Below are 24,147 nucleotides of genomic sequence, written 5' to 3' on the forward strand. Positions count from 1 at the left end.
ATTGTGTACTGACCTTGCTCGCGTAGTTATGCAGGCAAGAAAGATACCGGACATCTGAAAGGAACGACAAGATGAAGAAATTACTGATGGCGAGCGCGGCACTGGCAATGCTGGGAGCCGCCGTCCCTGCGGCTGCAAATCACCATGAAAAACACGGCGCCGCAATGACCGACGCCAGTCTGCAGGCGATCCTGGATCATCAACGCCGCGCCGGAGACAAGGCCCGCGATGTCTATCGCCATCCTGCAGAGACGCTCAGTTTCTTCGGCGTCAAACCCGGACAGACGGTTGTCGAATACGGACCCGGCGGTGGCTGGTACACGCGCGTGTTGGCGCCCTATCTCGCTGCTAGCGGGCAATATATTGCGATCAACGCAGACAGTTCCGGCAGCAGCTTCCCGAACCGGGCCCGCGAAGCGCGTACCAAGGGCTGGCCCGAAAGCTTTCCGGCTACAGCAGAGAAGTGGACAGGCGTTGATGCCAAGAAAATATTGGCCTTTGAAAGCGATGAATTGCCTGAAGACATGAAGGGCAAGGTCGACCGGATTCTGATATTCAGGTCTCTGCACGGAATGTTGAACAGCAATAGCGCTGATTCCGAATTGCGCGCCTTGCGGAATATGCTGGCGGATGACGGCATGGTCGGGATTGTCCAGCACCGGGCCAAGAAAGACGCAACCTATGCCATGTCCAATGGCAGCAAGGGCTATCTGAAGCAGGCTTCGGTTGTGGCGCTGTTCGAGCTGAACGGTTTCGAGCTGGTCAGTGAATCCGAAGTCAATGCCAACCCGGCCGATATGTCCGACTATGAAGGCGGGGTCTGGACATTGCCTCCTGTTCTCGGATCGGGCGATGCCGACAAAGATAAATATCAGGCGATCGGCGAATCCGACCGTATGACATTATTGTTTAAGAAGCGCCCTTAAGCCGCTATCAGGGCTGCTATGACCAATGTAAGCGTAGCAGCCCTGCAGCTGCCCCTCGGTGGCGATGAACAGACAAATATCTATGCCGTCAGCGGCCTGATCGCCGAAGCGGCGGAGCAGGGCGCGCAGATCATCCTGCCACCCGAGCTATTTGCCGGTCCCTATTTCTGCAAGACCGAGGACGAGGCGCTGTTCGCTCTGGCCCAGCCCGTGGGCGAAAGCACGCCGGTGCTCGCCATGCAGAAACTGGCCAAACAATATGGCGTCGCAATCCCGGCCAGTTTTTTCGAACGCGACGGACCGCATCATTATAACAGCCTTGCGATGATCAATCCCGATGGCGAGATCATGGGCGTCTATCGCAAAAGCCATATTCCCGACGGCCCCGGCTATGAGGAAAAATTCTACTTCCGCCCCGGCAATACGGGCTTCAAGGTCTGGGATGTCTGCGGTACCCGGATCGGTGTCGGCATCTGCTGGGACCAATGGTATCCGGAAAGCGCGCGGGCGATGGCCCTGATGGGTGCAGAGCTGCTTTTCTATCCGACTGCAATCGGCTCCGAGCCTTATGATGCGGAATTTGACACAAGGCATATGTGGCGCCGGGCGATGCAGGGCCATGCGGTGAGCAACTGCATGCCGGTGATCGCGAGCAACCGGATCGGGCTGGAGCAAGGCCAGGCTTTCTACGGCCACAGCTTTATCACCAATCAATGGGGTGATCTGGTAGTGGAATATGGCTCAGAGGAAACCGGCGTTCTCACCGCATCTATCGATCTTGAAGAAGCGCGCAAGCACCGCGCCGGCATGGGATTTTTCCGCGACCGCCGGCCGGAGCTTTACGGTCGGTTGACCGAGGATATTTAGGCGTGTCCCTGCAGATATGGTTCCAAAAGCTGACCGCATTGCTGCTGGTTGGCATGGTTTCCATTTCTGCGCCGTCCTTTGCACAGACTGACTTTATCGTCGAATATGAGTCCGGCATGACCGCGACCTCACCGCGCACAACTGCTCCGGCAAAGCCACACTCGCCATTCGCCGTCGACCATTATATCGAACTCGACCGACCGCTCGATTTCGGCGAGCATTTCTGGGATGAGAGTTTCGCACGGGCCAGCGGGGCGCGGGGTTCAGCGCAGATTGTCGTCGATCTGGCAGCAGAGCAGCTCTACGTCTATCGCGCCGGTATAGAGATTGCCCGCACCAGGATCACCCGCGGCTGGGAAGAATATGACACGCCCACCGGCGTTTTCCCGATTCTCGAAAAAGATGCGGACCATTATAGCGGCACCTATAATAACGCTCCGATGCCTTATAATTTACGGCTGACCTGGAAGGGCGTTGCGATCCACGGGGCAGAGGTCGACAGCCTGTCGGCTACCCATGGTTGTATCGGTGTGCCGCTGGAATTCGCCCGCAAGTTGTTTGCCAATGTGCACAAGGGCGACAAGGTTCTGGTGACGCGAAACTGGCGGCCTGAAGTTTATTGATCGGGCCGTCCATCGATGGCCAGATCGAAAATATCCTCAAACATCGCCACCGTGAGCCGCCCCGTATTCAGATTGTAGCGGCTGCAGTGATAGCTATCGATCAGAACGCGGCCAAAGGAGAGTGGATGTTCCGTGCCATGGGCGAACTTGTGGTCCGCCAGCCTCAGCCCCTCCATCCGGATGATACTGTCGTGGGCGATTTTGCCGAGAGCTATTATGACCTGTAGATTGGGCAGGGCGCGGATGGGCTTTTTGAGATAGACTCGGCAATTGTTGATTTCCTCGCCGGTCGGTTTGTTTTCCGGCGGCAGGCATTTGACGGCGTTGAGGATGATTGCACCATTTAGTGTGATGCCATCGGCGGGGTCATTGGCAAACTGGCCGTCCACGAAACCATATTTGGTCAGGGTGGCGAACAGCAATTCGCCCGAGGCGTCACCGGTGAATGGCCTGCCGGTGCGATTGGCGCCTTCTGTGCCCGGAGCCAGACCTACGATCGCCAGCGATGCCTCAGGGTCACCAAAGGCCGGTACGGGCGCGTTCCACCAGTCCGGATGGTCCTTGCGCAGGGTTTTGCGCACGTCGACCAGGCGCGGGCAGCGGCGGCAGCCTTTCGGGGCTTCCGCAACAGGAAGGGGGCTATGATCGCTCACAGCCCCCGCCTAATTTCAAACGGACTTGTCGTCCAGATGATTAGTCTTTCAGTTCAGCCGGAACGATTCCGCCGGCTGCAGCGATCTTGTTCATCACCTGCTTGTGCAGCAGGATATTGTCTTCGGCAGATCCGCTATAATCGCTGTTGCCCAGTTCCTGCGCCAGTTCCTTGCGGTTGCCATAGCTGGCGTCGATCTGGACCAGCTTCATCAGGTCGACAATCGATGTCCGCCAGTTGAGCTTGTCGGAGCCCGGGATGCTGTCCAGCCGGGACGCAACGTCCACTTCGCTAATCGCTGCGCGTTTAGCTGGTGCCGCTGCAACAGGTGTCGCAGCAACTTCGGGTTCTGCTGCCTTGGCTTCGCCGCCAAAGATTGCGTTCTTGATTTTTCCAAAAATACTCATGTCATGCTCCTCGTTGAGTTGGGGGGCTCTCTGTCCGGCTTTTGCCTGCCTACACCCTTGGATGGCAATCTCGGTGTTCGCGGTCGTGGAGTCAATTGTCCTTCTCCGGTCCCCACGGATATGCGCCACCTGCGCCGTGTAAACACTCGTAAAGTCCTCGATTGGGCGGTTTCTCGCCTGAAAATATGCTAGAGACATGGCAAGCAATGAATCAAGCGTGCCGTCACGGCATTGAAGGAGAATGATGATGAGTATTTTGGATATGTTGCAGCAGTCGGGTGGCATTGGCACGATGGCCAAGGATCTCGGGATCAACGAAAGCGTCGCTGAAGCCGGCGCTGCGGCACTGCTGCCTGCCATATTGGGCGGCTTCAAGAAAACCACGCAGGCGCAACCAAGCGGACTGGACGGTCTCGGCGGATTGCTGGGTCAACTCGGTGGCGGCGGACTGCTCGACAGTGTGCTCGGTACACAGCCGACGCCGGTTGAAAAGGGCAATGAAGTGCTCGGCCAGATTTTCGGTTCGAAGGAAGTCAGCCGGACTGTTGCCGCTGGAGCGGAACAGCAGACCGGGATCAGCAGCGACCTGCTGAAAAAAATGCTGCCGGTCGTCGCGATGATGGTGACGGGATATATGGCGAAACAGGGCGGCGACAGCGCTGGCACTGCCGGCAACGGCGGTGGTATCGGTGGTTTGATCGGTGGCCTGCTGGGCGGCGGTAACAAGGCATCATCCGGCGGTCTGGGCGGTCTGGCTTCGATGCTCGACCTCAACGGTGATGGCAATCCGCTCGACGATATCATCGGCATGGCCGGCAAATTGACGCGCTAATCTTTCCCGAACCAGAGGAATTTGAATATGAGCATGCTCGAAAAGATCATGGATATGTTGCCTGAAAATTTCAGTATCGACGATATTGCGGAAAAAGCCGGAATGACGGCGGACGAAGCCAAAAAGGGCGGCGAGGCCTTGTTCGCCAAATTGCGCGATGGCAACACCGACAAGATGACCGCGATCAGGGAAGCCGCTGCCGAAGCCGGTGTCGATCCCGAAAAACTGAAGGGGCTGTTGCCGGCCATGGCGGAGAAGGCCGGTCTCGACGGCGAAGGCAGTCTGATGGACAAGCTGACCGGTGATGACGGGCTGCTGGGCAAGGTTACCGGTTTGTTCGACCGCGATGGCGACGGTAACCCGATCAATGACCTCACCAATATGGCCAAGGGCTTCTTCAAGAAATAGGCTTGGTTTCCAGTGGAACGGGGTCCTCGAGTGCTTCCAGACGGAGGACTCCGCCTTCGACCGCGGCGACTTTCGCGACCATGCCTTTTTTCATGTCCGGCCCTGTTGCTGGCCAGACGCCGTCAGCGACTTTCGCGCGGCCACTGGTCGACGAGACCGCCTCCACGATGGTTACAGTCCTGCCGACCAGCTGCGCCGAACGATTGTTGAGCATGGGATTTTCGCTTTCGACATTGTGCGTCAGATACCAGCGCCGCCCGCCGAGCACCGCGGCTATCGTAGCTAGTCCAAATACGGTTAGCTGACCGGCCAAGGTCATGTCGATAAATAGCGAGAGGATTCCGGTAAGCGCTGCCGCTGCCGCCACCCAGATCAGGAACACACCGGGAACGAACAGTTCCGCCAGCGCGAGGATCGCGGCCAGGCCCAGCCAGAGATATTCCGGATTGTTCAACGTGAAATCATCCATGGTTCATGCTCCGCTTCTGACCGGTCTCACTTGTCCTGATTGTCGAACGGACCCTTGCGCGCGGGTGGCGAGAATATCTGTGGATTGTCGCCAAGTGCTTCTTTGGCCAATGCGCCAATCCCGCCCAATGTACCGATAAGCTGCGTGGCCTCGATCGGGAATAATATCGTCTTGGCATTCGGCGATGTCGCGAATTTCTCGACCGCCTTCACATAGTCTTGTGCAACAAAATAGTTGATCGCCTGGGCATTGCCGCCGGCGATCGCCTCGGACACCATTTGGGTCGCTTTCGCTTCGGCCTGGGCTTCGCGTTCGCGGGCTTCGGCATCGAGGAAGGCGGCTTCTTTTCGGCCTTCGGCCTGCAAAATCTGGCCCTGCTTTTCACCTTCGGAGCGCAGGATTTCGGAGGCGCGTGCGCCTTCTGCATCGAGGATGTTGGCGCGTTTCTCGCGCTCTGCCTTCATCTGCCGGGCCATCGCGTTGATGATATCCTGAGGCGGACGAATGTCTTTGATCTCGACCCGGGTGATCTTGATGCCCCAAGGCGTCGTCGCATCGTCAATCACCGTCAATAACCGGCCATTGATCTCGTCCCGCTTTGATAGTGTTTCATCAAGGTCCATCGAACCCATGACGGTGCGCAGGTTGGTGGTGACGAGGTTGAGAATCGCATTGTAAAGATCATTGACCTCATAGGCGGCCTTGGACGCGTCCAGAACCTGAAAGAACACCACGCCATCTGTGGAGATCATCGCATTGTCCTTGGTGATGATTTCCTGACCGGGAATATCGAGCACCTGCTCCATCATGTTGACCTTGCGACCGACGCGATAGAGAAAGGCGGGGTAGAAATTGAATCCCGGCTGCGCCGTCGTGGTGAAGCGTCCGAAATATTCGATTGTATAATTAAAGCCCTGCCGGACGATCTTGATACTCGCAAAAAGATAGATGATGGTGACCAAAAGCACCAACAATAACAGCGGAATACCCATTTCTATTCTCCTTTGCGAACCATCTCATTATCATTGATTATTTGCGGGATAATGCCAAGGAAAAAGCGAATTTTTCGCGCTAGCACAAGGGTTGCAATTGCCATGCGTTTCATTGCTGTTTTGATTTTTACCGGTTTGATCTTCCCCAGTGCGGCTCGCGCGCAACCGATTGGCGAAGCCGATCTGCTCCGGCATATCGAAATATTAGCGAGCGATGATTTCGAAGGACGGGAACCCGGCACGACCGGCGAAAACAAGGCCGTCAACTATATCGCCAGCCAATGGTCGGCGACAGGCCTCGAAGCGGCAGGCGAAAACGGCTCCTGGTACGCGCCAGTGCCGCTGGTGGAGCGAACGCCAGCGACCTATCGCATATATATTACAGGCAGCAGCCGGAGTGATACCGTGCGCCTGCCGCAGGATGAGATTATCCTGCGGAGCCGGAATTCGTTCTTCCGGCAATATAATTTACCGCTTGTTTTCGCAGGCTATGCCGATTCCGATCAAGGGCAGAGCGGAGCGTCGGTCACAGGAAAGCTGGTATTTCTTCCGCGTAATCCACCGGAAGGTGACGACGATCTGCCGGAATATCGTGACCGCAAACTCCAGTTGATCCGGGACGGCGCGGTCGGGGTGATCGCCATTGTCGAAGACGAGGGGCTCTGGCCGAGATATTCCAGAGCCTTCCAGCGCGGGTCGACGGCTTTGGCCGACCCTGAAAACCACGCGGAGGTCGAAGGCGTGATCAGCTACGATCAGTTCAGAAAGCTGGTCCGGCCATCCGGCCTGGATGCCGAAAAATTGTTGGTCGAAAGCGGCAGCACTGCCGGCTTTGATCTTGGTCTGAGCGCAGATGCCGTGGTGGAGACCAAGGTCCGCAAGTATCTGTCCCACAATGTCGTCGGAAAGATTCCCGGCGCCGATCCGGCAAGCGGCGCCTTGCTGTTCATGGGGCACTGGGACCATTTCGGCATTTGCCGGACCGAAGACCCGCTGGAACCGGGAAAGGACCGGATTTGCAATGGCGCGGTCGACAATGCCAGCGGCATATCGCTGCTGATCGAAACCGCCAGGCGCCTGTCCGCCGAGGAGCACGACCGAGACATATATTTTCTCGCCACGACCGCGGAGGAAAAAGGTCTTCTGGGCGCGCGGGCATTTGTCCAGGCTCCCCCGGTTGCACTCGAAAATTTCATTGCTGTCTTCAATGCCGATACCGTCGCCCTTTCCGACAATCGCAAGAAGATCGCTGTTGTCGGGCTGGGAGAGACGGTGCTGGACGGGGATATCGAGATCGTTGCCGCGCAAGAGGGGCGCGAGATCGATCGCAGCGGCAAGGCGGACGCCTATATCAAACGGCAGGACGGCTATGTTTTTCTGGAACGCGACATTCCCGCCTATATGATCACCAGCGCATTCGCCGACGAGGAACGGCTTCAGGCTTATATTAACGGTCCCTATCATGATGTTAGCGATGAGGTGAACGACAGTCTGTTGCTGGGGGGCGCCGCTGCCGATGCCGATTTCCATGTCGCGCTCGGCCGCTATTTCTCCTCGACTGTGACATATCCCGGAAAAGCCACTAGCGGTTCTGCCGATAACTGATTACATGGGCCGCCACAGAATCACATTCAGACATCGGAAAGTGGCGATAATGAGCAGGTCGAGCAAACATAAAGAAATTCGGTTGGGGCTGACTTTTGATGATGTCCTGTTGCGGCCGGCTGCATCAGATATCGTGCCTAGTCAGGCCAATACCAAAACCCGTCTGACCAAGCTGATCGGGCTCAATATTCCGGTTATTTCCTCCGCTATGGATACCGTGACCGAGTCCGACATGGCGATTGTCATGGCGCAAATGGGCGGCATCGGTGTCTTGCACCGCAACCTCACCCTGGAACAGCAAACCGCAGCCGTACGGCAGGTTAAGCGCTTTGAATCCGGCATGGTGGTCAATCCGATCACCATCGCGCCGGACGCGACGCTGGCAGAAGCGCAGGCAACAATGGCACAGAACCGCATTTCCGGTATTCCGGTGGTCGAGAAATCCGGCAAGCTGGTCGGCATATTGACCAATCGCGATGTCCGTTTTGCCGAAAATCCCAAGCAGCTGATTTCCGAACTGATGACCAAGGATAATCTGGCAACGGTTCCAGCTGGCGTCAGTCAGGAAGAAGCGCGGCGCACCCTGCATCAGCGGCGGATTGAAAAATTGCTGGTGGTCGACAATGATTACCGCTGCGTTGGTCTGATTACGGTCAAGGATATCGAGAAAGCCGTTACCTATCCCAATGCGACCAAGGACGAAACCGGTCGCCTGCGCGTCGCTGCGGCATCGACTGTCGGCGAAAGCGGTCTGGAACGCACGCAGGCGCTGATCGACGCGGAATGCGATCTGATCGTGGTCGATACGGCGCATGGTCATAGCGCCATGGTCGCGCGGGCAGTGGAAGACATCAAGAAACGTTCGAACAATACCCAGATCATCGCAGGTAACGTGGCAACAGCCGCGGCGACCCGGGCGCTGATCGATGCGGGCGCTGATGGCATCAAGGTCGGTATCGGACCCGGATCGATCTGCACCACGCGCGTGGTCGCCGGTGTCGGTGTTCCTCAACTGACCGCGATCATGGATTGTGCGGAAGAAGCCGATAAATCGGGAATTCCGGTTATTGCCGATGGCGGATTGCGCACTTCTGGTGATGTGGCGAAGGCGCTCGCCGCCGGTGCATCTGCGGTGATGATTGGTTCTCTGCTGGCAGGAACTGAAGAAGCGCCGGGCGAAACCTTCCTCTACCAAGGTCGTGCTTACAAGAGCTATCGCGGCATGGGTTCGGTCGGCGCCATGGCGCGCGGATCGGCAGATCGCTATTTTCAACAGGATATCACTGACCAGATGAAACTGGTGCCAGAAGGTATCGAAGGGCAGGTGCCTTTCAAGGGACCGGCGCGCGATGTCATCCATCAACTGGTTGGCGGCGTGAAAGCGGCAATGGGCTATACCGGTTCTGCGACGCTCGAGGATTTGCGCGAACGCGCCGAATTTGTCCAGATTACCAATGCCGGATTGCAGGAAAGCCATGTGCATGATGTGGCAATCACCAGAGAAGCGCCGAATTATCCTACGCGATAGGGTCTCCGGAGGCATCGCGTGATCGAAGCCAAGATAGTCCTGATGATGTTCATCTGGCCTGCCGGGCAGATGGACGACAAGCCGCTCTGGACGAACGAGATTTATCTGACTGTCGAGAGCTGCGAAGAGGATGCTATGGTGCTGAAAGCCAAAATTGCCGCGAAATATGGGTCTGCTACCCGGATGGAACATCAATGCGTCCATTTGGATGATCGGGTGGACACATGACTCCTGCGGCAAGAATGCAAGCCGCGATAGAGATGCTCGACTGGATCATCGCTGCTGCGCGGGACAATGGGGCTTCCGCGGACAATATCGCCAAGAAATTCTTCAAGGAACGGCGCTACGCGGGGTCCGGTGATCGCCGCGCTATTCGCGAACTGGTCTATTCCGCCATCCGGCGCTGGGGCGACCGGCCGGAAAGCGGCAGGCAGGCCTTGCTCGGTCTGGTAGCCGAGCAGCCCGAGTTGCGTGAGCTTTTCAGCGGTTCAAACTATGGTCCCGCTGCGATCGCAGAAGGGGAGCCGGTTGCCAGCGGCGCGCAAATTCCGGATTGGCTGGCGGATAAATTCGCCAGTCTGATCGACGAGCCGGAACGTGAGGCGCTGTTCGATCGGGCACCGCTCCATGTCCGTGTCAACGGCCAGCGTTCTACCGACATGGAAGTCAAATCCGCCTGGCCGGAAGCAGTCGCTCTTGCCTTGCCGCACAGCTATGAACTGCCGGCCGGCAGCCAGCTCGAAGACAAGGCGCTGTTCCGCGAAGGCGCAATCGAAATCCAGGATCTCGGTAGTCAGGCTATTGCAATGGCTGGCGCTGCTGCGAAGCCGGAGCTGGTTCTGGATTTGTGCGCGGGAGCTGGCGGCAAAACGCTTGCTCTTGCGGCGATGCTGCCTGCGGAAAGCAAGATTATCGCGGCGGACACGGATCGCGGCCGTTTGAGCCGCATCGAACCCCGCAAGCGCAGAGCCAGCGCCCGCAATATCGAGACCATCTTGCTCGGGCCGGGCAAGGAAATGGAGTCGCTTGAGCATCTGCAAGCCAGTTGTGATCTGGTGTTGATCGACGCGCCTTGCAGCGGCACCGGCACCTGGCGGCGCAACCCCGAGTTGCGCTGGCGGATGACGCCGAAGCGGCTCGAACACACAACCGAATTGCAGCAACGACTGATCGAACTCGGCAGCGAGCTGGTGAAGCCCGGCGGACGGCTTGTCTACGCCGTTTGTTCGCTTCTCGATGCAGAAGGTGGCGACCAGACGGACAGGTTTCTCGAAAGCCATCCGGAGTGGCGGGAAATATCGATTGATTTGCCGATTGGCCGCCCATATCGTAAAGGCACTCTTCTTTCACCGCATCATGACGGAACGGATGGCTTTTATTTTACCTGTCTCGAAAAATTGTGATAGCAAAACATGTTAAGCCAGCATGCAGATGAATCTGGCTATGGTCGCGAGACCCTATTGGAGCTGATTATGCGTTTTTCACCGGCTGTTGTCGCCTTGTCTCTCGTTTTTGCCACCGTTTCTAGCGCCACTTTCGGCCAGGCTGCGGATATCGAAATCAAGCAGCGCTCGGTTGAATATATGCAATTGGGTGAATCTGCGCAGAAGCGCGGCGAACTTGATCTGGCCGCAGACCTTTATGAAACATCTCTGGTCGTGGATCCGCGCAACGGGTCGGCTTTCATCGCTCTGGCGCAAATTGCCCGGGTGCAGGAACTGCCTGGCAAGGCGATCCGTCTCTATCGCGAAGCACTGATCCTGGACCCGAATAATCTTGACGCATTGGCCGGACAGGGTGAGGCGCTTATCCAGCGCGGCGCGCTGGAAAAAGCCCGGGTGAACCTGTCGCGGATTGAAACCCTTTGCCGTTCACGCTGTGCGCAAAATGACCAGCTGGCATCGGCGATCAAACTGGCGGAAAAGAAACCGGTTCTGTCGGCGGAAGCGGTTACGCCCAAGCCGCAAATCGGTGACGAAGAACCGGTTACCGAAACGCCCTGAAACAGGCCGTCGTTACACTTTAGAAATCATAGACCAATGTTGCGCGGCTGAGCGTATCGGTTTTGATCCGGCCGATTGGCGGGTTGGTTTCATGTTCAATCGTATAGGAAAGACGAGCGGAAAGCGCGCCGATCAGTTTTGCATCAAGCGCTGACGTCGCCGTCAAACTGGTGTTGTCGCTATCGATGACAACCACAGCCGAGCTAAACCCTTGTGCATCGCTGGCGTAGGTGCCGCCGGCATCCTGGGAAAATTTGAGGTTGTCCGAAATTTTCCAGTCGAGATCGAGACCGGCCAGAGCGGCAAGGCTGCTTTTGGAAGCACCGCCGGAAAAATTTGTGATGCGAAGTGCTGGACCCGCTTTTACCGCGAGGCGCAATTCTTTGGTTTTTACCAGTTCGTAACCCAACCCCCCCGACAAAGTGTACCGGGCTGAAAACCCCTGAAAACGGTCGCGCTCAAATTGCCCCAGCCCATAAGCGTAGAGTCGTTTGTTGAACTTGTAATTGGGTTCGATGGTCGCGCTCAACTGGTCGCGGGTGGTTTTGCCACTATTGCGTTCATAATCCGCGCGGGCCTGAAAATTCAGACGCCATTTTACCGCGTCCTTGACCAGTTTTACCCCGCCGGAGAGGCCCAGGCTTTTTGTATTTCCGGTCGCACGAAAGCCGCCAATTTCACCTTGCCCTTTCCAGTTTTTAAAGAAGCTGGCCTGTTGCTTCTCGCGTTGTGCCGCTGCGGCCTGTTCCGCGAGGCGAGCATTATAGGCGGACATCAAGGCATCAATTTCGGCGAGATCATCCGGGTTCGTCGCTTTGGCGATTTTTACAACCGCGAGCACATCCTGCTTGTTGCCGGATTCAATGGCGGCATCGATCATGGCCTTGACCGGAGGCGGTAATGCGGCGGCTGGCGTGGAGATGCTTGCCGCAACGAGAATTGCGGATGCTAATGCTGGTCTGGTCATAGAAAAATCCCGCTTACTGTTACTAGATCAGCGGCAGAAACTCTTTCAACACCGACCGATACAGGTCCCTTTTGAAGGGGACGATCAAATCTGGCAAGCCCGTGGGGTCGGTCCATTTCCAGTTCTTGAATTCGGGATGTTCGGTCTGGATATCGATATGATCATCTTCGCCGGTGAACCGCATCAGGAACCAGCTTTGCCGCTGGCCGCGATATTTGCCTTTCCAGATCTTGCCGAGCAGTTCGTCGGGCAAATCATAGAGATATTCTTCGGTGCTGCGTCCGATGATCTGCACGAGATCTTCGATAACGCCGGTTTCTTCCCGAAGCTCGCGCAAGGCTGCCGTTTCGGGTTCTTCACCTTTGTCGATCCCGCCTTGCGGCATTTGCCATGCGTCGGGATAGTTGCTGTCCGCCGCATCGAGCCTCTGGCCGACGAACACCTGGCCCGACCGGTTTGCGAGCATGATACCGGCGCAAGGGCGGTATGGGAGATTGCTATAATCGATTTCATTAAACCTTTTCAAAATCTTCGCTGCACCAGACGTTTGATAGTCTTCAGCCGAATCGCTGCCGTAATATCGAACCGGCGCGTTCAGGCTGTTCTTAGCGCATTTCACACCGTCGAGCCTAGCGACTCTTGATATGGAATTCAGATATCCGGTGCCTTGTCAGCAATAGGAAGCACAGCGCCAAAATTCAAAAATCTTTTGGCGAGCATCCCGCCCTATGATTCCAGCGAAGCGAGCAATGTCTTCCACGCGGCAATCATCTTGTCGACATCCTGCTGCGCCGACGGCACGGCTTTGCGGATATTGATGAAGCCATGTACGTTGCCGGGCATTTCCATGAAAGTCGTGTTCACGCCGTGGCGGATCAGATCGGCGGCATAGTCGCGACCCTGGTCGCGAAGCGGATCGAGGCCGGCGGTGACGAGCACGGTCGGAGGCGACGCGGCAAGATCGCCGAGATAGGGCGATACGTGAATGTCATCATCCTTTGGCGCATATTGCTGGTCAAAATATTCCATACTTTCTTTGGTGAGCAGAAAGCCTTCGGCAAATTCGTCCATCGATCCGCCTTCTGCATCCATTCGGGTTGCAGGGTAAATGGGGAATTGGGCGACGATGGGAACCGATGCCGGTTCGGTTGCGAGCACTTGTCCGACTACCAGCGCAAGATTGCCGCCGGCGCTATCGCCGCATGGAATCATGCCGCTGATCTTGAGTTTGAGCTGCGCCTGATTGTCGGCAACCCAGCGCGTTGCGGCCAGGCTGTCCTCGGGAGCAGCCGGGAAGGGCGCTTCGGGGGCCAGCCGGTAATCGACGGCGATGACCGGGATATCCATCTCGCGGGCGATATAGGTGCAGAAACTATGGTGGGACTCGAGATCGCCAATGACGAAACCGCCGCCATGATAGAAGATAATGACCGGCGTTTCCGTGTTGCGCTCGGCCTGACTGTCGTAAAGCCGCAGCGCGATGTCGCCTGCTGGTCCGGGGCAAGAGATATCTTCGATTCGCGGGATTTCAACCGCGTCTGCTTCGAGCATTGCCGCCATAACATTGTACATTTCGCGGGCCATCGCAGGTTCGACTTCCGACATGAGCGGTTGGTCCGACTGTGCCATCATCGTCAAAATCATCTGCACATCGGGGCGTACATAAGCGTCAGTCATCGATCATCTCCTAGCGTTTAATTGACCGATTAGATCAGGCTGCGCGCACTAGGCAAGCGCTAATCGGGACGCGCGTCCCAAACAAATGCTTTATCCCTATTAGTTTTTGTGGTTTGAAGCGGGGCGCATTGCTGCTCTAGAGCGGGTTGCGTAATAATAATAAAGGCACGGAAAAACCCATTATGGCCACCGCACTGAAGCAGGAAGTACCGAATAGTCCCAATCCCGAAGGCGCCGAGAATGTCGTCGTCCGTTTCGCCGGCGATAGCGGCGACGGGATGCAGCTGACCGGGGGGCAGTTCACGCTTTCAACCGCGTTGGCCGGCAGTGATCTAGCGACTTTTCCCGACTTTCCCGCTGAAATCCGTGCGCCGCAGGGTACCTTGTTCGGTGTGTCCGCTTTCCAGATCAACTTCGGTAGCCGCGCGATTGAAACCGCTGGCGATCAGCCTGATGTATTGATCGCGATGAACCCGGCGGCCTTGAAAACCAATGTCGACGCCTTGCGCGCCGGCGGTCTGATCATCGCCGACTCTGGCGAGTTCGGAAAACGGAATCTCGACAAGGCGAAATATGAGAATGATCCGCTGGAAGACGGATCCCTGGCGAAATGGCAGTTGCTCAAGCTGGATATTTCCGCGCTGACGCTCGAAGCGGTGAAACCGTTCGGGCTGGGTAACAAGGAAGCCCTGCGCTGCAAGAATATGTGGACGCTGGGCCTTGCTCTCTGGATGTTCGAACGCGATCGGCAGCCAATCGTCGACTGGCTGAAGGGCAAATTTGCCAAATTGCCGGATGTTGCGGAAGCCAATATCGCGGCGCTCAACGCCGGCCATGCTTATGGCGAAACCGCTGAACTATCCGGTGACGGACTTGGCAGCGGCCATCTGACCACCCGCAAAGTGGGTGCTGCTCCTGCGGCGCCGGGTAAATATCGCACGGTAACGGGCGCAGAAGCCCTGTCGCTTGGTCTGGTTGCTGGCGCGCAGCTGGCCGGTTTGCCGATGTTCTTCGGCGGCTATCCGATCACGCCAGCCTCGGCGATCCTGCATCACCTGTCACGGCTGAAAGAATTTGGCGTGACCACATTTCAGGCAGAAGACGAAATTGCCGCGATCGCAGCAGCGATTGGTGCCAGCTATGCCGGTAAACTTGGGATCACGTCATCTTCCGGTCCGGGTATTGCGCTGAAAGGCGAGGCGATGGGGCTGGCGATCATGACCGAGCTTCCGCTGGTCATTGTCAATTCGCAGCGCGGCGGACCTTCGACCGGCCTGCCAACAAAGACCGAGCAATCGGATCTCTATCAGGCTGTCTATGGCCGCAACGGCGATGCGCCGATGCCGGTCATTGCCGCCCGTTCGCCGAGCGATGCTTTTGAATGCGCGATCGAGGCGGTGCGGATTGCGGTGCAATATATGACCCCCGTGATGCTGCTGACCGACGGCTATATTGCCAATGCGGCAGAGCCCTGGAAAATCCCGGATGTTAGCGGTCTCGAACCATTCCCGACCACCTTCCTCGAAACGATGCCTGAAGATGGTTTGAAGCCTTATGCCCGCGACGAGAAGCTGGCGCGGCCTTGGATCAAGCCGGGCACGCCGGGCTTGATGCACCGTATTGGCGGCATCGAAAAAGGCATTGATACCGGGCATATCGATTATGGTGCGGCCAACCACCAGAAAATGACCGAAATCCGCCGGGACAAGGTTCTGGGCGTCGCGGACAGCATCCCCGATCAGGACGTTGCGTTGGGCAAGGCTGGCGGCAAGCTGGCGGTTGTCGGCTGGGGATCGACCTTCGGGCCGATCCATCAGGCGGTCCGCCGGGCTGTCGAAGCGGGCAAGGATGTGGCCCATATCCATATCCGGAATATCTGGCCGATGCCGAAAAATCTTGGTGACCTGCTGAAAAGCTATGACCGGATCATCGTGCCTGAAATGAATACCGGGCAGTTGAAAACGGTGTTGCGCGATCAATATCTGGTCGATGCGAAGCCGGTGAACAAGGTTTCCGGCCAGCCGTTTACCATTGCCGAAATTGAAGCGGCGATTGAGGAGAATCTGTCATGAACGAGATGACAAAAATCACGACGACGCTGAAAGACTGGGAAACCGATCAGGAAGTACGCTGGTGCCCCGGTTGCGGCGATTACGCCATTTTGAAGGCCGTACAGCGTACCATGCCCGATCTGGGTGCCGATCCGTCCAAGACGGTGTTTGTCAGCGGTATCGGCTGCTCCTCGCGCTTTCCCTATTACATGGAGACTTATGGTTTCCATACCATCCACGGTCGTGCGCCGGCGGTGGCAACCGGCGTGAAGCTGGCCAATCCGGAACTGGATGTGTGGATCATCACTGGCGACGGCGACGCGCTGTCGATCGGCGGCAACCACACGATGCACTTGCTGCGCCGCAATCTCGATTGCCAGGTGATGCTGTTCAACAATGAAATTTACGGCCTGACCAAGGGGCAGTATTCGCCGACCAGCCGTCAGGGTACCCAAAGCCCGTCGACGCCTTATGGTTCGGTCGACCGGCCCGCTTCGCCCTGTGCTTTTGCTTTGGGCGCTGGTGCGCGGTTCGTTGCGCGCGGTATCGATATCCACAAGGGCCTGCCCGATGTCCTCAAGGCGGCCCATGCCCACAAAGGCACGTCCTTCATCGAGATCTTCCAGAATTGCATCGTCTATAACAAGGATGTGTTCGAGGAATTTGCGGCGAAGAAAACCGCAGCAGACACGCAACTGCATCTGATGAACGGCGAACCGATGCTGTTCGGCAAGGGCACCAAGGGTATCACGCTCAATCGCAAGACCTTGCAACTGGAAGTGGTCGACGTTGTCGATGGCGACTGGGAAGCGGCTGACGTGATTGTTCACGATGTCACCAACCGTTCGGTCGCGCATATGCTGATCGAAATGCAGTTCGGCGAATTCCCTATGGCATTAGGCGTCCTCTATGACGATCCGCGGCCGACGTTTGAAGCGGCTGTGGTCGCTCAGAACGAAGCGGCAGCAGCGGGCAAGACACCGGATTTGCAAGCGTTGTTGAGCAAGGGGCAGACCTGGACCGTGACCGAGGGTGGGCCGGAACTGTAAAGGTTTGGGACTCGCACAAAGACACGAAGGCACTAAGATGGGATCGTGCAAGATCTTGAATCTATCGCCAAAATCTCTGTTGATTGCGGGTTTCACCTGTACAGGGATACTGGGCCGGGGCTGCTCGAATCTGCCTATGAGATATTGCTTTTTGAAAGCTTGAAGGAGAAAGGCCTTGCTGTCGAAAGACAGAAGATCATTCCAGTGATCTTCAAGGGCCGGGTTTTGGAAAAAGCTTTTCGGGCTGACTTGATCGTTGAAAAGCAAATTTTGATCGAACTCAAGTCTACCGAGCGTTTCGCGCCCATCCATGCAAAACAGGTGGTCACCTATTTGCGTTTGATGGATTTGCCATTCGGTTTCCTGATGAACTTTGGCGCTGCCACTTTCAAAGAAGGTCTGAAGCGACTAGCCAATGACTATTATGCAAACTAACCCCCTCTTTCTTTGTGCCTTCGTGGCTTCGTGCGAGATAAAATTTTGGACAACCTGACCCACAGCCTCGCCGGTGCCGTACTCGGCCAGATGGGCCTGAAAAAGAAAACCGGCCTCGGCATGGCGACGCTGATCATCGCCGCCAATATTCCCGATATCGATGCAGTGACAACCTTGCTCGGCGGGGTGCAACATTTGGCGCTCCGGCGGGGTATCACCCATGGGCCGATCGCGATGCTGGTTCTGCCCCTGTTGCTGACCGGGATCATGATTTGGTTTGACCGATGGCAGACGAAGCGCGGAAAACGGCCTGCGGACCGGTTGCCGATCCACAAGGGCTGGCTGCTGGCTTTGGCCTATATCGGGTGTCTCAGCCATCCGGCGCTGGACTGGCTGAACAGCTATGGCATCCGCCTGCTCGAGCCGTTTTCGTCGCAATGGTTTTACGGCGACAGTATTTTCATTATCGATATCTGGATTTGGGCGGCGCTGATCGCCGGCGTCTGGATTTCTCGGCGGCGGGAGACGAAGGGGACTGGCAACTGGCGGCGGCCGGCTTGGATCAGCTTTGCCACGGTCTGCGCTTATATTTTTGCCAATGGTTTGATCACGGGCAGGGCAGAAGCAGAGACGGCGACGCTTCTTGACACCAAGGTTTCTGCAGCTGTTGCGAAGAGTCCTGAGAATATGGTCGTGGCAAACCCGCTTCCGCTCCAGTTCTGGAAACGAGAAATATTGTGGCGGAACGAATCCGCATACGGATCAGGAGCTTATGATCTGTTTGGTGGCCTGGTCCTCGACGAAGAACAACGAATCCCGGATTATAGCCGGGTCTTAGAGCCTGAAATAGCAAGAGCCAGCGATGACGCCGCAGCTTTTCTGTTCTGGTCCAGAATGCCGGTGATCAAGGCGGTCGGCGCTCGCGTTACCGTGCGAGACCAGCGCTTTATGGATCCGCTGGTCGGGGACCGGTTCTCGGTCCGGATCAATGTCCGAAAAGACAGGTTGGAACGACCGGCTCCCTGAGGGATGGGTGGGATATGACAAAACCCAGCATCATCTGGTTCCGCCGGGACCTTCGCCTTTCCGATCAAGCCGCTGTGGTAGCTGCTGCTGCCAAAGGCCCCGTCATTCCAGTCTATATTCTCGACGATGAAACGCCAAAACACCGCATCATGGGCGGGGCTTCGCGCTGGTGGCTGCACCGGTCACTGGAAGAATTGGAAGCATGTTTGCAGAATCTTGGGTCGCGGCTGATCTTGCGGTGCGGGCCGGCTTCAGAGCATTTGGCCGAAATTGTCAAATCGACCGGTGCGGATGAAGTGCATGCGCTGCATCATTACGAGCCTTGGTGGCGCAATGCCGAACGAATGTTGGAAAAGTCACTCGGCGATGAGGCGCGGCTGATCCTGCATGACGGCAATTATCTGCTGCCGCCGGGGACGGTGACGACCGGGTCTGGCACGCCCTATAAAATCTACACGCCGTTCTGGAAGGCGCTGCGCCAGCATATGCCGCCGGGGGAAGCCGCTGCTGCACCTGAAAGCCTCGATGCGCCGGACAGCTGGCCGGATAGCGATGCGCTGGATGATTGGGGCCTGTTGCCGACCAAGCCGGACTGGGCAGCAACCTTCGGCGACCACTGGCAGCCGGGGAGCGCTGGAGCGGAAGACAATCTCGAGGATTTTGCCGACAAGGCGGCCGAATATGACGAGGGTCGCAACCTGCCTTCAGAAGAACTGGTGTCGCGCCTGTCGCCGCATCTGCACTTCGGCGAGATCAGCCCTGCGACCGTCTGGAACCGGCTGGCGGGGCAGGGGAGCAAGGTCGAGACCTATCTCAAGGAACTGGTCTGGCGCGATTATGCGCAAAATGTGATCGACCAGTTCCCGCAATATGGCGGCGAGAGCTATCGCGAGAAGATGCGGGCGCTGCCGTGGCGCGATATGGGTGATGCAGACGTCAAAGCCGACTTCAAGGCCTGGTGCCACGGCAAGACCGGCTATCCGATCGTCGATGCCGGGATGCGCGAACTCTGGGCGACCGGCTGGATGCACAACAGGGTGCGGATGATCGCCGCGAGCTTTCTGATCAAGCATCTGCTGATCGACTGGCGCGAGGGCGAGCAATGGTTCTGGGACACTCTGGTCGATGCCGATTACGCCTCCAACAGCGTCAACTGGCAATGGGTGTCCGGCACCGGTGTCGACAGCAATATGTTCGTCCGGATCATGGCGCCGCTCAGCCAGTCGGAGAAATTCAATGCCGGGGACTATATCCGCTTATGGGTCCCGGAACTGGCCGATATAGACGAGCCTTATATCCACGATCCGGAAGATCACGGGTGCAAGCCCAAAGATTATCCGGCCAAGATCATCGGACATAAAGAAGCGCGAGTCCGTGCTCTGGACGCCTATGCAAAGGTGAAATGAGCGCGGGGATTGAAATGCGGGCGGGATGACGATATCAATGGTCCGCAGATCAAAAGGATACTGGGTCGATGAATAAGTAGGTCGCCGTCAGGCAATATCAAAATTACTCACTTCGGTCCTTCGGGCCGGATATTTTGACACCTATATTCAGGATCTCTCATGCACAGACTATCAGGAAAATTTTGTATCATCACCGGTGCTGCCCGCGGCATTGGCAAGGCTATTGCCAAGGCTTTCGTCGACGAGGGAGCGACGGTTCTTCTAACCGACTGCGATCCCGAGACATTGATGGCGGCTGGCGACGAGCTGCACTGTGATACGCTCGTGCTGGACGTCGAGAAGGAAGCGGACTGGGAACGGCTCGCCACTTTGCACCCGGTTGCCGATGTCGTTGTCAACAACGCCGGCGTGACCGGTTTCGAGAAGGGCATCGGTCCGCATGATCCGGAAAATGCCTCGCTCGAAGACTGGCGCGCGGTGCACCGGGTCAATCTTGACGGGACCTTTCTCGGCTGCCGCTATGCGATAAAGGCAATGAAGGACAAGGGCACGGGATCGATCATCAATATTTCGTCGCGGTCCGGTCTTGTCGGTATTCCGGGCGCTGCCGCTTATGCCTCGTCCAAGGCCGCGATCCGCAACCACAGCAAATCGGTCGCGCTCTATTGCGCGCAGCAGGGCTGGCAAATTCGCTGCAACTCGATTCATCCGGCAGCGATCATGAGCCCGATGTGGGAACCGATGCTGGGCGAGGGCGCGGCTCGAGCGGAATCCGAGAAAGCGCTGGTCCGCGACACGCCGCTGCAGCGGTTCGGCAAGGATAGCGAAGTGGCGGCGATCGCGGTGCTGCTGGCATCGGATGAAGCGGGCTATATCACCGGATCGGAACTGAATATCGATGGCGGTATTCTCGCCGGCTCTGCGGCCGCACCTGGATCGTGAATTAACGGATAGTTCTACGTTGCCAAGCGCTTAGCGCTGGTCCATATTTGCGCGCATGAATGTCGAGACTCCCAGGCGCGGGCAACATCTGCTTGATGCGCGCAAACGTTTCGCCACCGGCGGCGGTTTTTTTGCGCGCCTGTTCGCTCCCGGCTTTCATCATATTCTCGACCGGATCGATGCGGGCATGGATCATGGCACGTTCGAGGGCAAGCTGCCCGACGGCACAACAAGGATATTGGGCGGTCGCGGCGAAGGCCCGATGGCAGCGATCAACCTGCACAGCTGGAACGCGTTGCTGCGGCTGATCAACAGCGGCTCGGTCGGCTGGTATCGGGCATGGGAGCTGGGTGAGTGGGACAGTCCCGATCTGGTCACCGTGTTCGATCTGTTCACCCGCAATCGCGACGGACTGAAAAATACCGGCCGGGCTTCGGGCTTTTTCAACTGGGTGGTCCGGCGGCGGCACCAGAAACGCGACAATGACAAACGGCGCGCGCGGCAGAATATCCAGTATCATTATGATCTCGGCAACGATTTCTACGGCCTCTGGCTGGACGAGAGCATGAGCTATTCCAGCGCCATTTTTAACGGCGAAGCAGCCGATGATGAGGGTGGCCTGGAGCAGGCGCAGCAGAACAAGATCGACGCAATAGCGCAGAGGCTGGCGACTAGCCCGGGCGACAGCGTTCTGGAGATCGGATGCGGCTGGGGCGCCCTTTCGGGCAGTCTCGCGCGCGACCATGGTCTAGACGTGACCGGCATATCTTTGTCCGACGAACAGACGGCATGGGCGAGAGAACATCATCCCGAGGCGCAGTTCCTCATTCAGGACTACCGGGACGTGGAAGGCCAGTATGATGCGATCGCCAGCGTTGAAATGGTGGAGGCTGTCGGCCAGCAATATTGGCCCGATTTTCTCGACTGCATCGCTCGCAATCTGAAGCCCGGTGGCCGCGCGGCGCTGCAATATATCACCATCGCCGACGATATTTACGAACAATATGCCAGCAGCGCCGATTTCATTCAGACCTATATTTTCCCTGGCGGCATGCTGCTTTCGGAGAGCCGGTTCCGGGCGCTGGCCGAGCAACGCGGTCTGCAATGGAGTGATCAAAAGAATTTCGGCCTCGACTATGCGGAGACCCTGAAAATCTGGTGCGAGCGCTTCGATGAAGCGGTCGAGCGCGGGGCGCTGCCGACCGGATTCGACGAGAGGTTCGTTCGTTTGTGGCGCTATTATCTGGCCTATTGCGAAGGCGGTTTTCGCGGCGGCGGCATCAATGTCGCACAAGTAACACTGATAAAAATATGATAAACACGGGAGAGTGGAATAATGAGATTTATCGGAAAAATGGCGATGCTGGGCGTTGCCTGCATCAGCCTGACGGCCTGCGAGCAGGTGCAGAAAGTCGCGGCAAATGCCGCCGGCTTGCCGACTGACGAGAACGTGCTGTTCTGGACCCAGGATCAACGCGACAATGCGTTCCGTCAGATGGAGGTGCTGACCACTACGCGGACGATCGAGGCGGGCGATACTATCCGGGAAATCCCTGCAGGAAAACCGCTGCCGGCCCTTTTGCCAGCGGCTGATGAAACCGATGGTGCCGGTATTTCTATCGACGATTACATGGCGGACCAGCGGCTCGCGGGACTGGTTGTATTGCAGGACGGCAAGGCGCGTCTCGAAGAATATCGGATGGATTTTACCAAAGACGACCGCTGGACCAGCTTCTCGGTCGCCAAGTCTCTGGTCTCGACGCTGGTCGGCGCGGCGATCAAGGACGGTTTCATCAAGTCTCTGGATGATCCGCTGACCACCTATATCCCGGAACTGACGGGCAGCGGCTATGACGGCGTGACCGTCGAACAGCTGCTGACGATGACCTCGGGCGTCAAATGGAACGAGGATTATGAAGACAAGAATAGCGATGTCGCCAAGTTCAACACGACCAAATCGAAAGACGGCGTCGATCCGGTCATTCTCTATATGAAGACTCTGGTCAACGAGGCCGAGCCCGGCACGCGCTGGCAATATAATACCGGCGAGACCAATTTGATCGGTGTGCTGGTGGCCAAGGCTACGGGCAAATCGCTGTCCGAATATCTCTCCGAAAAAGTCTGGAAGCCTTATGGCATGGCCAAGGATGCGGTCTGGATATTGAATGACGGTGGCAAGGAAATCGGCGGTTGCTGTATCTCGGCCACCACGCGAGATTTCGCACTTTTCGGCCAGTTCGCGATGAACGGCGGCAAGATCGGTGACACGTCGGTCGTGCCCGATGGCTGGTATGAAAAAGCCGGCACGAAACAGGCTGATATCGGCTTGGAAGGCCGCGGCTATGGTTATCAGTGGTGGACCTATGATGACGGCAGTTTTGCCGCTCAGGGCATCTTCGGTCAGGGCATCTTTGTTGATCCGAAGCGCAAACTGGTGATCGCCAGCAATGGCAACTGGCCGCGGGCAACGCCGGATGACAAGAAGGCCGGGCGCGATGCTTTCTATCACGCGGTGCAGGCCTATCTGGACAGCGAGGCTGCGCCAGCTAACTGATTAGGGCCGGCTAACTTATCAGGGTTGGGTGATTTCGAACCGCTCGCCGGTTTCGAAATCACTCGCCAATATTTCGACGAGGCGGTCTGCAACAACCGATGGCAGCTTGACGGTGGATGGATCCTCACCCGGATAGGCGCTGGCCCGCATTTCGGTGCGGGTCTTGCCGGGATCGACAATTGCTGTGCGAATCTTGCCCAAATTGCGCATTTCTTCACCATAGCTGAGCAAAAGTGTCTCAAGCGCGGCTTTTGATGCACCATATGCGCCCCAGAATGCCCGCGGCTTGCGGCCGACGCTGCTCGTAATCCCGATCAGCCTTGCGTTGGCGCTTTTGCGAAGCATCGGATCAAATCCGGCGATCAGCGCCTGCTGCGCGATTAGATTGAGCGTCAGGACCTTGTTGAATTCCTTGCCGTCAATGGCTGGAACCGGTCCCAGCGATCCGAGCATGGCGGCGTTGAGCACGAGAATGTCGAGTCCGTCCCAGCGGCCGGATATTGCGGTGGCCAGACGGCCGATACTGTCGCCATCGGTCAGATCGAGCGGAGCGATGGTTGCGGCGCCGCCAGCGAGATGGATCTGCTCTTCGATCTTTTCCAGATCATCGGCGCTGCGCGCGGTAATCACGACATGGGCGCCTTCCTTGGCCAATGCCAGGGCGGTTGCCGCACCGATACCGCGGCTTGCACCCGTAACGAGCGCCAGTTGGCCTTCAAATTTCATAG

The 24,147-nt window shown here is 57.3% G+C and carries 26 protein-coding genes; 18 read left to right on the forward strand and 8 right to left on the reverse strand.

What is annotated here, in order from left to right:
• Positions 1–71 precede the first annotated feature (71 nt).
• The 3 genes from ACWFTY_RS07685 to ACWFTY_RS07695 are packed head-to-tail and all read left to right on the forward strand — an operon-like array spanning position 72 to position 2,416.
• Complete coding sequence (locus ACWFTY_RS07685) at positions 72–926, forward strand: class I SAM-dependent methyltransferase (protein ID WP_447526680.1); 855 nt, start codon at positions 72–74, stop codon at positions 924–926.
• A gap of 18 nt (positions 927–944) precedes the next feature.
• Complete coding sequence (gene aguB, locus ACWFTY_RS07690; RefSeq protein ID WP_447526681.1) at positions 945–1,793, forward strand: N-carbamoylputrescine amidase; 849 nt, start codon at positions 945–947, stop codon at positions 1,791–1,793.
• A gap of 2 nt (positions 1,794–1,795) precedes the next feature.
• On the forward strand, positions 1,796–2,416 hold the full coding sequence (locus ACWFTY_RS07695) for a L,D-transpeptidase family protein (protein WP_447526682.1): 621 nt from the start codon (positions 1,796–1,798) through the stop codon (positions 2,414–2,416).
• Here ACWFTY_RS07695 and ACWFTY_RS07700 read toward each other — a convergent pair.
• Positions 2,410–3,069, reverse strand: coding sequence for a uracil-DNA glycosylase (locus ACWFTY_RS07700; protein ID WP_447526683.1), 660 nt, complete (start codon positions 3,067–3,069; stop codon positions 2,410–2,412). The genes ACWFTY_RS07695 and ACWFTY_RS07700 overlap by 7 nt on opposite strands.
• 40 nt (positions 3,070–3,109) lie before the next feature.
• Positions 3,110–3,475 (reverse strand): DUF3597 domain-containing protein, encoded by a 366-nt coding sequence (locus ACWFTY_RS07705; protein WP_447526684.1) that lies wholly within the window; start codon positions 3,473–3,475, stop codon positions 3,110–3,112.
• Positions 3,476–3,722: 247 nt separating this feature from the next.
• Here ACWFTY_RS07705 and ACWFTY_RS07710 point away from each other — a divergent pair, with 247 nt between their 5' ends.
• Both ACWFTY_RS07710 and ACWFTY_RS07715 read left to right on the forward strand, forming a co-directional pair.
• Positions 3,723–4,307, forward strand: coding sequence for a DUF937 domain-containing protein (locus ACWFTY_RS07710; protein ID WP_447526685.1), 585 nt, complete (start codon positions 3,723–3,725; stop codon positions 4,305–4,307).
• Between the two features lie 27 nt (positions 4,308–4,334).
• Positions 4,335–4,715 (forward strand): hypothetical protein, encoded by a 381-nt coding sequence (locus tag ACWFTY_RS07715; RefSeq protein WP_447526686.1) that lies wholly within the window; start codon positions 4,335–4,337, stop codon positions 4,713–4,715.
• Here ACWFTY_RS07715 and ACWFTY_RS07720 read toward each other — a convergent pair.
• The gene (locus ACWFTY_RS07720; protein ID WP_447526687.1) at positions 4,705–5,184 is read right to left on the reverse strand and encodes an NfeD family protein; all 480 of its coding nucleotides are present in this window, start codon (positions 5,182–5,184) and stop codon (positions 4,705–4,707) included. The genes ACWFTY_RS07715 and ACWFTY_RS07720 overlap by 11 nt on opposite strands.
• A gap of 26 nt (positions 5,185–5,210) precedes the next feature.
• Entirely contained in the window at positions 5,211–6,176 is a 966-nt protein-coding gene (locus ACWFTY_RS07725; RefSeq protein ID WP_447526688.1) for an SPFH domain-containing protein, read from the reverse strand.
• 102 nt (positions 6,177–6,278) lie between these two features.
• Between ACWFTY_RS07725 and ACWFTY_RS07730 the strand changes: the two genes are divergently transcribed.
• The 5 genes from ACWFTY_RS07730 to ACWFTY_RS07750 all read left to right on the forward strand — a co-directional run bounded on the left by ACWFTY_RS07730 (position 6,279) and on the right by ACWFTY_RS07750 (position 11,312).
• Positions 6,279–7,781 (forward strand): M28 family peptidase, encoded by a 1,503-nt coding sequence (locus ACWFTY_RS07730; protein ID WP_447526689.1) that lies wholly within the window; start codon positions 6,279–6,281, stop codon positions 7,779–7,781.
• A gap of 49 nt (positions 7,782–7,830) precedes the next feature.
• Entirely contained in the window at positions 7,831–9,309 is a 1,479-nt protein-coding gene (gene guaB, locus ACWFTY_RS07735) for an IMP dehydrogenase (RefSeq protein ID WP_447526690.1), read from the forward strand.
• A gap of 18 nt (positions 9,310–9,327) precedes the next feature.
• Positions 9,328–9,537: a hypothetical protein gene (locus ACWFTY_RS07740; protein ID WP_447526691.1), complete on the forward strand. Its 210-nt coding sequence runs from the start codon at positions 9,328–9,330 to the stop codon at positions 9,535–9,537.
• Positions 9,534–10,712 (forward strand): RsmB/NOP family class I SAM-dependent RNA methyltransferase, encoded by a 1,179-nt coding sequence (locus tag ACWFTY_RS07745; protein WP_447526692.1) that lies wholly within the window; start codon positions 9,534–9,536, stop codon positions 10,710–10,712. The genes ACWFTY_RS07740 and ACWFTY_RS07745 overlap by 4 nt, the downstream gene beginning before the upstream one ends.
• Positions 10,713–10,781: 69 nt before the next feature.
• Positions 10,782–11,312: a tetratricopeptide repeat protein gene (locus tag ACWFTY_RS07750; RefSeq protein WP_447526693.1), complete on the forward strand. Its 531-nt coding sequence runs from the start codon at positions 10,782–10,784 to the stop codon at positions 11,310–11,312.
• Positions 11,313–11,331: 19 nt separating this feature from the next.
• Here the strand turns inward: ACWFTY_RS07750 and ACWFTY_RS07755 are convergent, their stop codons facing one another.
• The 3 genes from ACWFTY_RS07755 to ACWFTY_RS07765 all read right to left on the reverse strand — a co-directional run bounded on the left by ACWFTY_RS07755 (position 11,332) and on the right by ACWFTY_RS07765 (position 13,956).
• Entirely contained in the window at positions 11,332–12,279 is a 948-nt protein-coding gene (locus tag ACWFTY_RS07755; RefSeq protein WP_447526694.1) for a DUF481 domain-containing protein, read from the reverse strand.
• A 22-nt stretch (positions 12,280–12,301) separates the two neighbouring features.
• Complete coding sequence (locus ACWFTY_RS07760) at positions 12,302–12,787, reverse strand: RNA pyrophosphohydrolase (RefSeq protein WP_447526861.1); 486 nt, start codon at positions 12,785–12,787, stop codon at positions 12,302–12,304.
• Between the two features lie 218 nt (positions 12,788–13,005).
• On the reverse strand, positions 13,006–13,956 hold the full coding sequence (locus ACWFTY_RS07765) for an alpha/beta hydrolase (RefSeq protein ID WP_447526695.1): 951 nt from the start codon (positions 13,954–13,956) through the stop codon (positions 13,006–13,008).
• A gap of 182 nt (positions 13,957–14,138) precedes the next feature.
• On the opposite strand from ACWFTY_RS07765, the gene ACWFTY_RS07770 reads away from it, so the two are divergent.
• The 8 genes from ACWFTY_RS07770 (at position 14,139) to ACWFTY_RS07805 (ending at position 23,419) form a co-directional block, all read left to right on the forward strand.
• Positions 14,139–16,028, forward strand: coding sequence for a 2-oxoacid:acceptor oxidoreductase subunit alpha (locus tag ACWFTY_RS07770; RefSeq protein ID WP_447526696.1), 1,890 nt, complete (start codon positions 14,139–14,141; stop codon positions 16,026–16,028).
• Complete coding sequence (locus tag ACWFTY_RS07775; protein ID WP_447526697.1) at positions 16,025–17,056, forward strand: 2-oxoacid:ferredoxin oxidoreductase subunit beta; 1,032 nt, start codon at positions 16,025–16,027, stop codon at positions 17,054–17,056. The genes ACWFTY_RS07770 and ACWFTY_RS07775 overlap by 4 nt, the downstream gene beginning before the upstream one ends.
• A gap of 45 nt (positions 17,057–17,101) precedes the next feature.
• A complete protein-coding gene (locus tag ACWFTY_RS07780; protein ID WP_447526698.1) occupies positions 17,102–17,491 on the forward strand; it encodes a GxxExxY protein in 390 nt (129 codons plus the stop codon).
• A 45-nt stretch (positions 17,492–17,536) separates the two neighbouring features.
• Positions 17,537–18,517, forward strand: coding sequence for a metal-dependent hydrolase (locus ACWFTY_RS07785; protein ID WP_447526699.1), 981 nt, complete (start codon positions 17,537–17,539; stop codon positions 18,515–18,517).
• A 14-nt stretch (positions 18,518–18,531) separates the two neighbouring features.
• On the forward strand, positions 18,532–19,923 hold the full coding sequence (locus ACWFTY_RS07790; protein ID WP_447526700.1) for a cryptochrome/photolyase family protein: 1,392 nt from the start codon (positions 18,532–18,534) through the stop codon (positions 19,921–19,923).
• 159 nt (positions 19,924–20,082) lie between these two features.
• A complete protein-coding gene (locus ACWFTY_RS07795; RefSeq protein WP_447526701.1) occupies positions 20,083–20,865 on the forward strand; it encodes an SDR family oxidoreductase in 783 nt (260 codons plus the stop codon).
• A gap of 55 nt (positions 20,866–20,920) precedes the next feature.
• On the forward strand, positions 20,921–22,180 hold the full coding sequence (locus ACWFTY_RS07800; RefSeq protein ID WP_447526702.1) for a class I SAM-dependent methyltransferase: 1,260 nt from the start codon (positions 20,921–20,923) through the stop codon (positions 22,178–22,180).
• 21 nt (positions 22,181–22,201) lie between these two features.
• Positions 22,202–23,419: a serine hydrolase domain-containing protein gene (locus ACWFTY_RS07805; protein ID WP_447526703.1), complete on the forward strand. Its 1,218-nt coding sequence runs from the start codon at positions 22,202–22,204 to the stop codon at positions 23,417–23,419.
• A gap of 18 nt (positions 23,420–23,437) precedes the next feature.
• On the opposite strand, the gene ACWFTY_RS07810 is transcribed toward ACWFTY_RS07805, so the two are convergent.
• Positions 23,438–24,145, reverse strand: coding sequence for an SDR family NAD(P)-dependent oxidoreductase (locus tag ACWFTY_RS07810; RefSeq protein WP_447526704.1), 708 nt, complete (start codon positions 24,143–24,145; stop codon positions 23,438–23,440).
• Between the last annotated feature and the right edge of the window lie 2 nt (positions 24,146–24,147).

It is taken from the genome of Parasphingorhabdus sp. NYA22, from assembly GCF_976973735.1.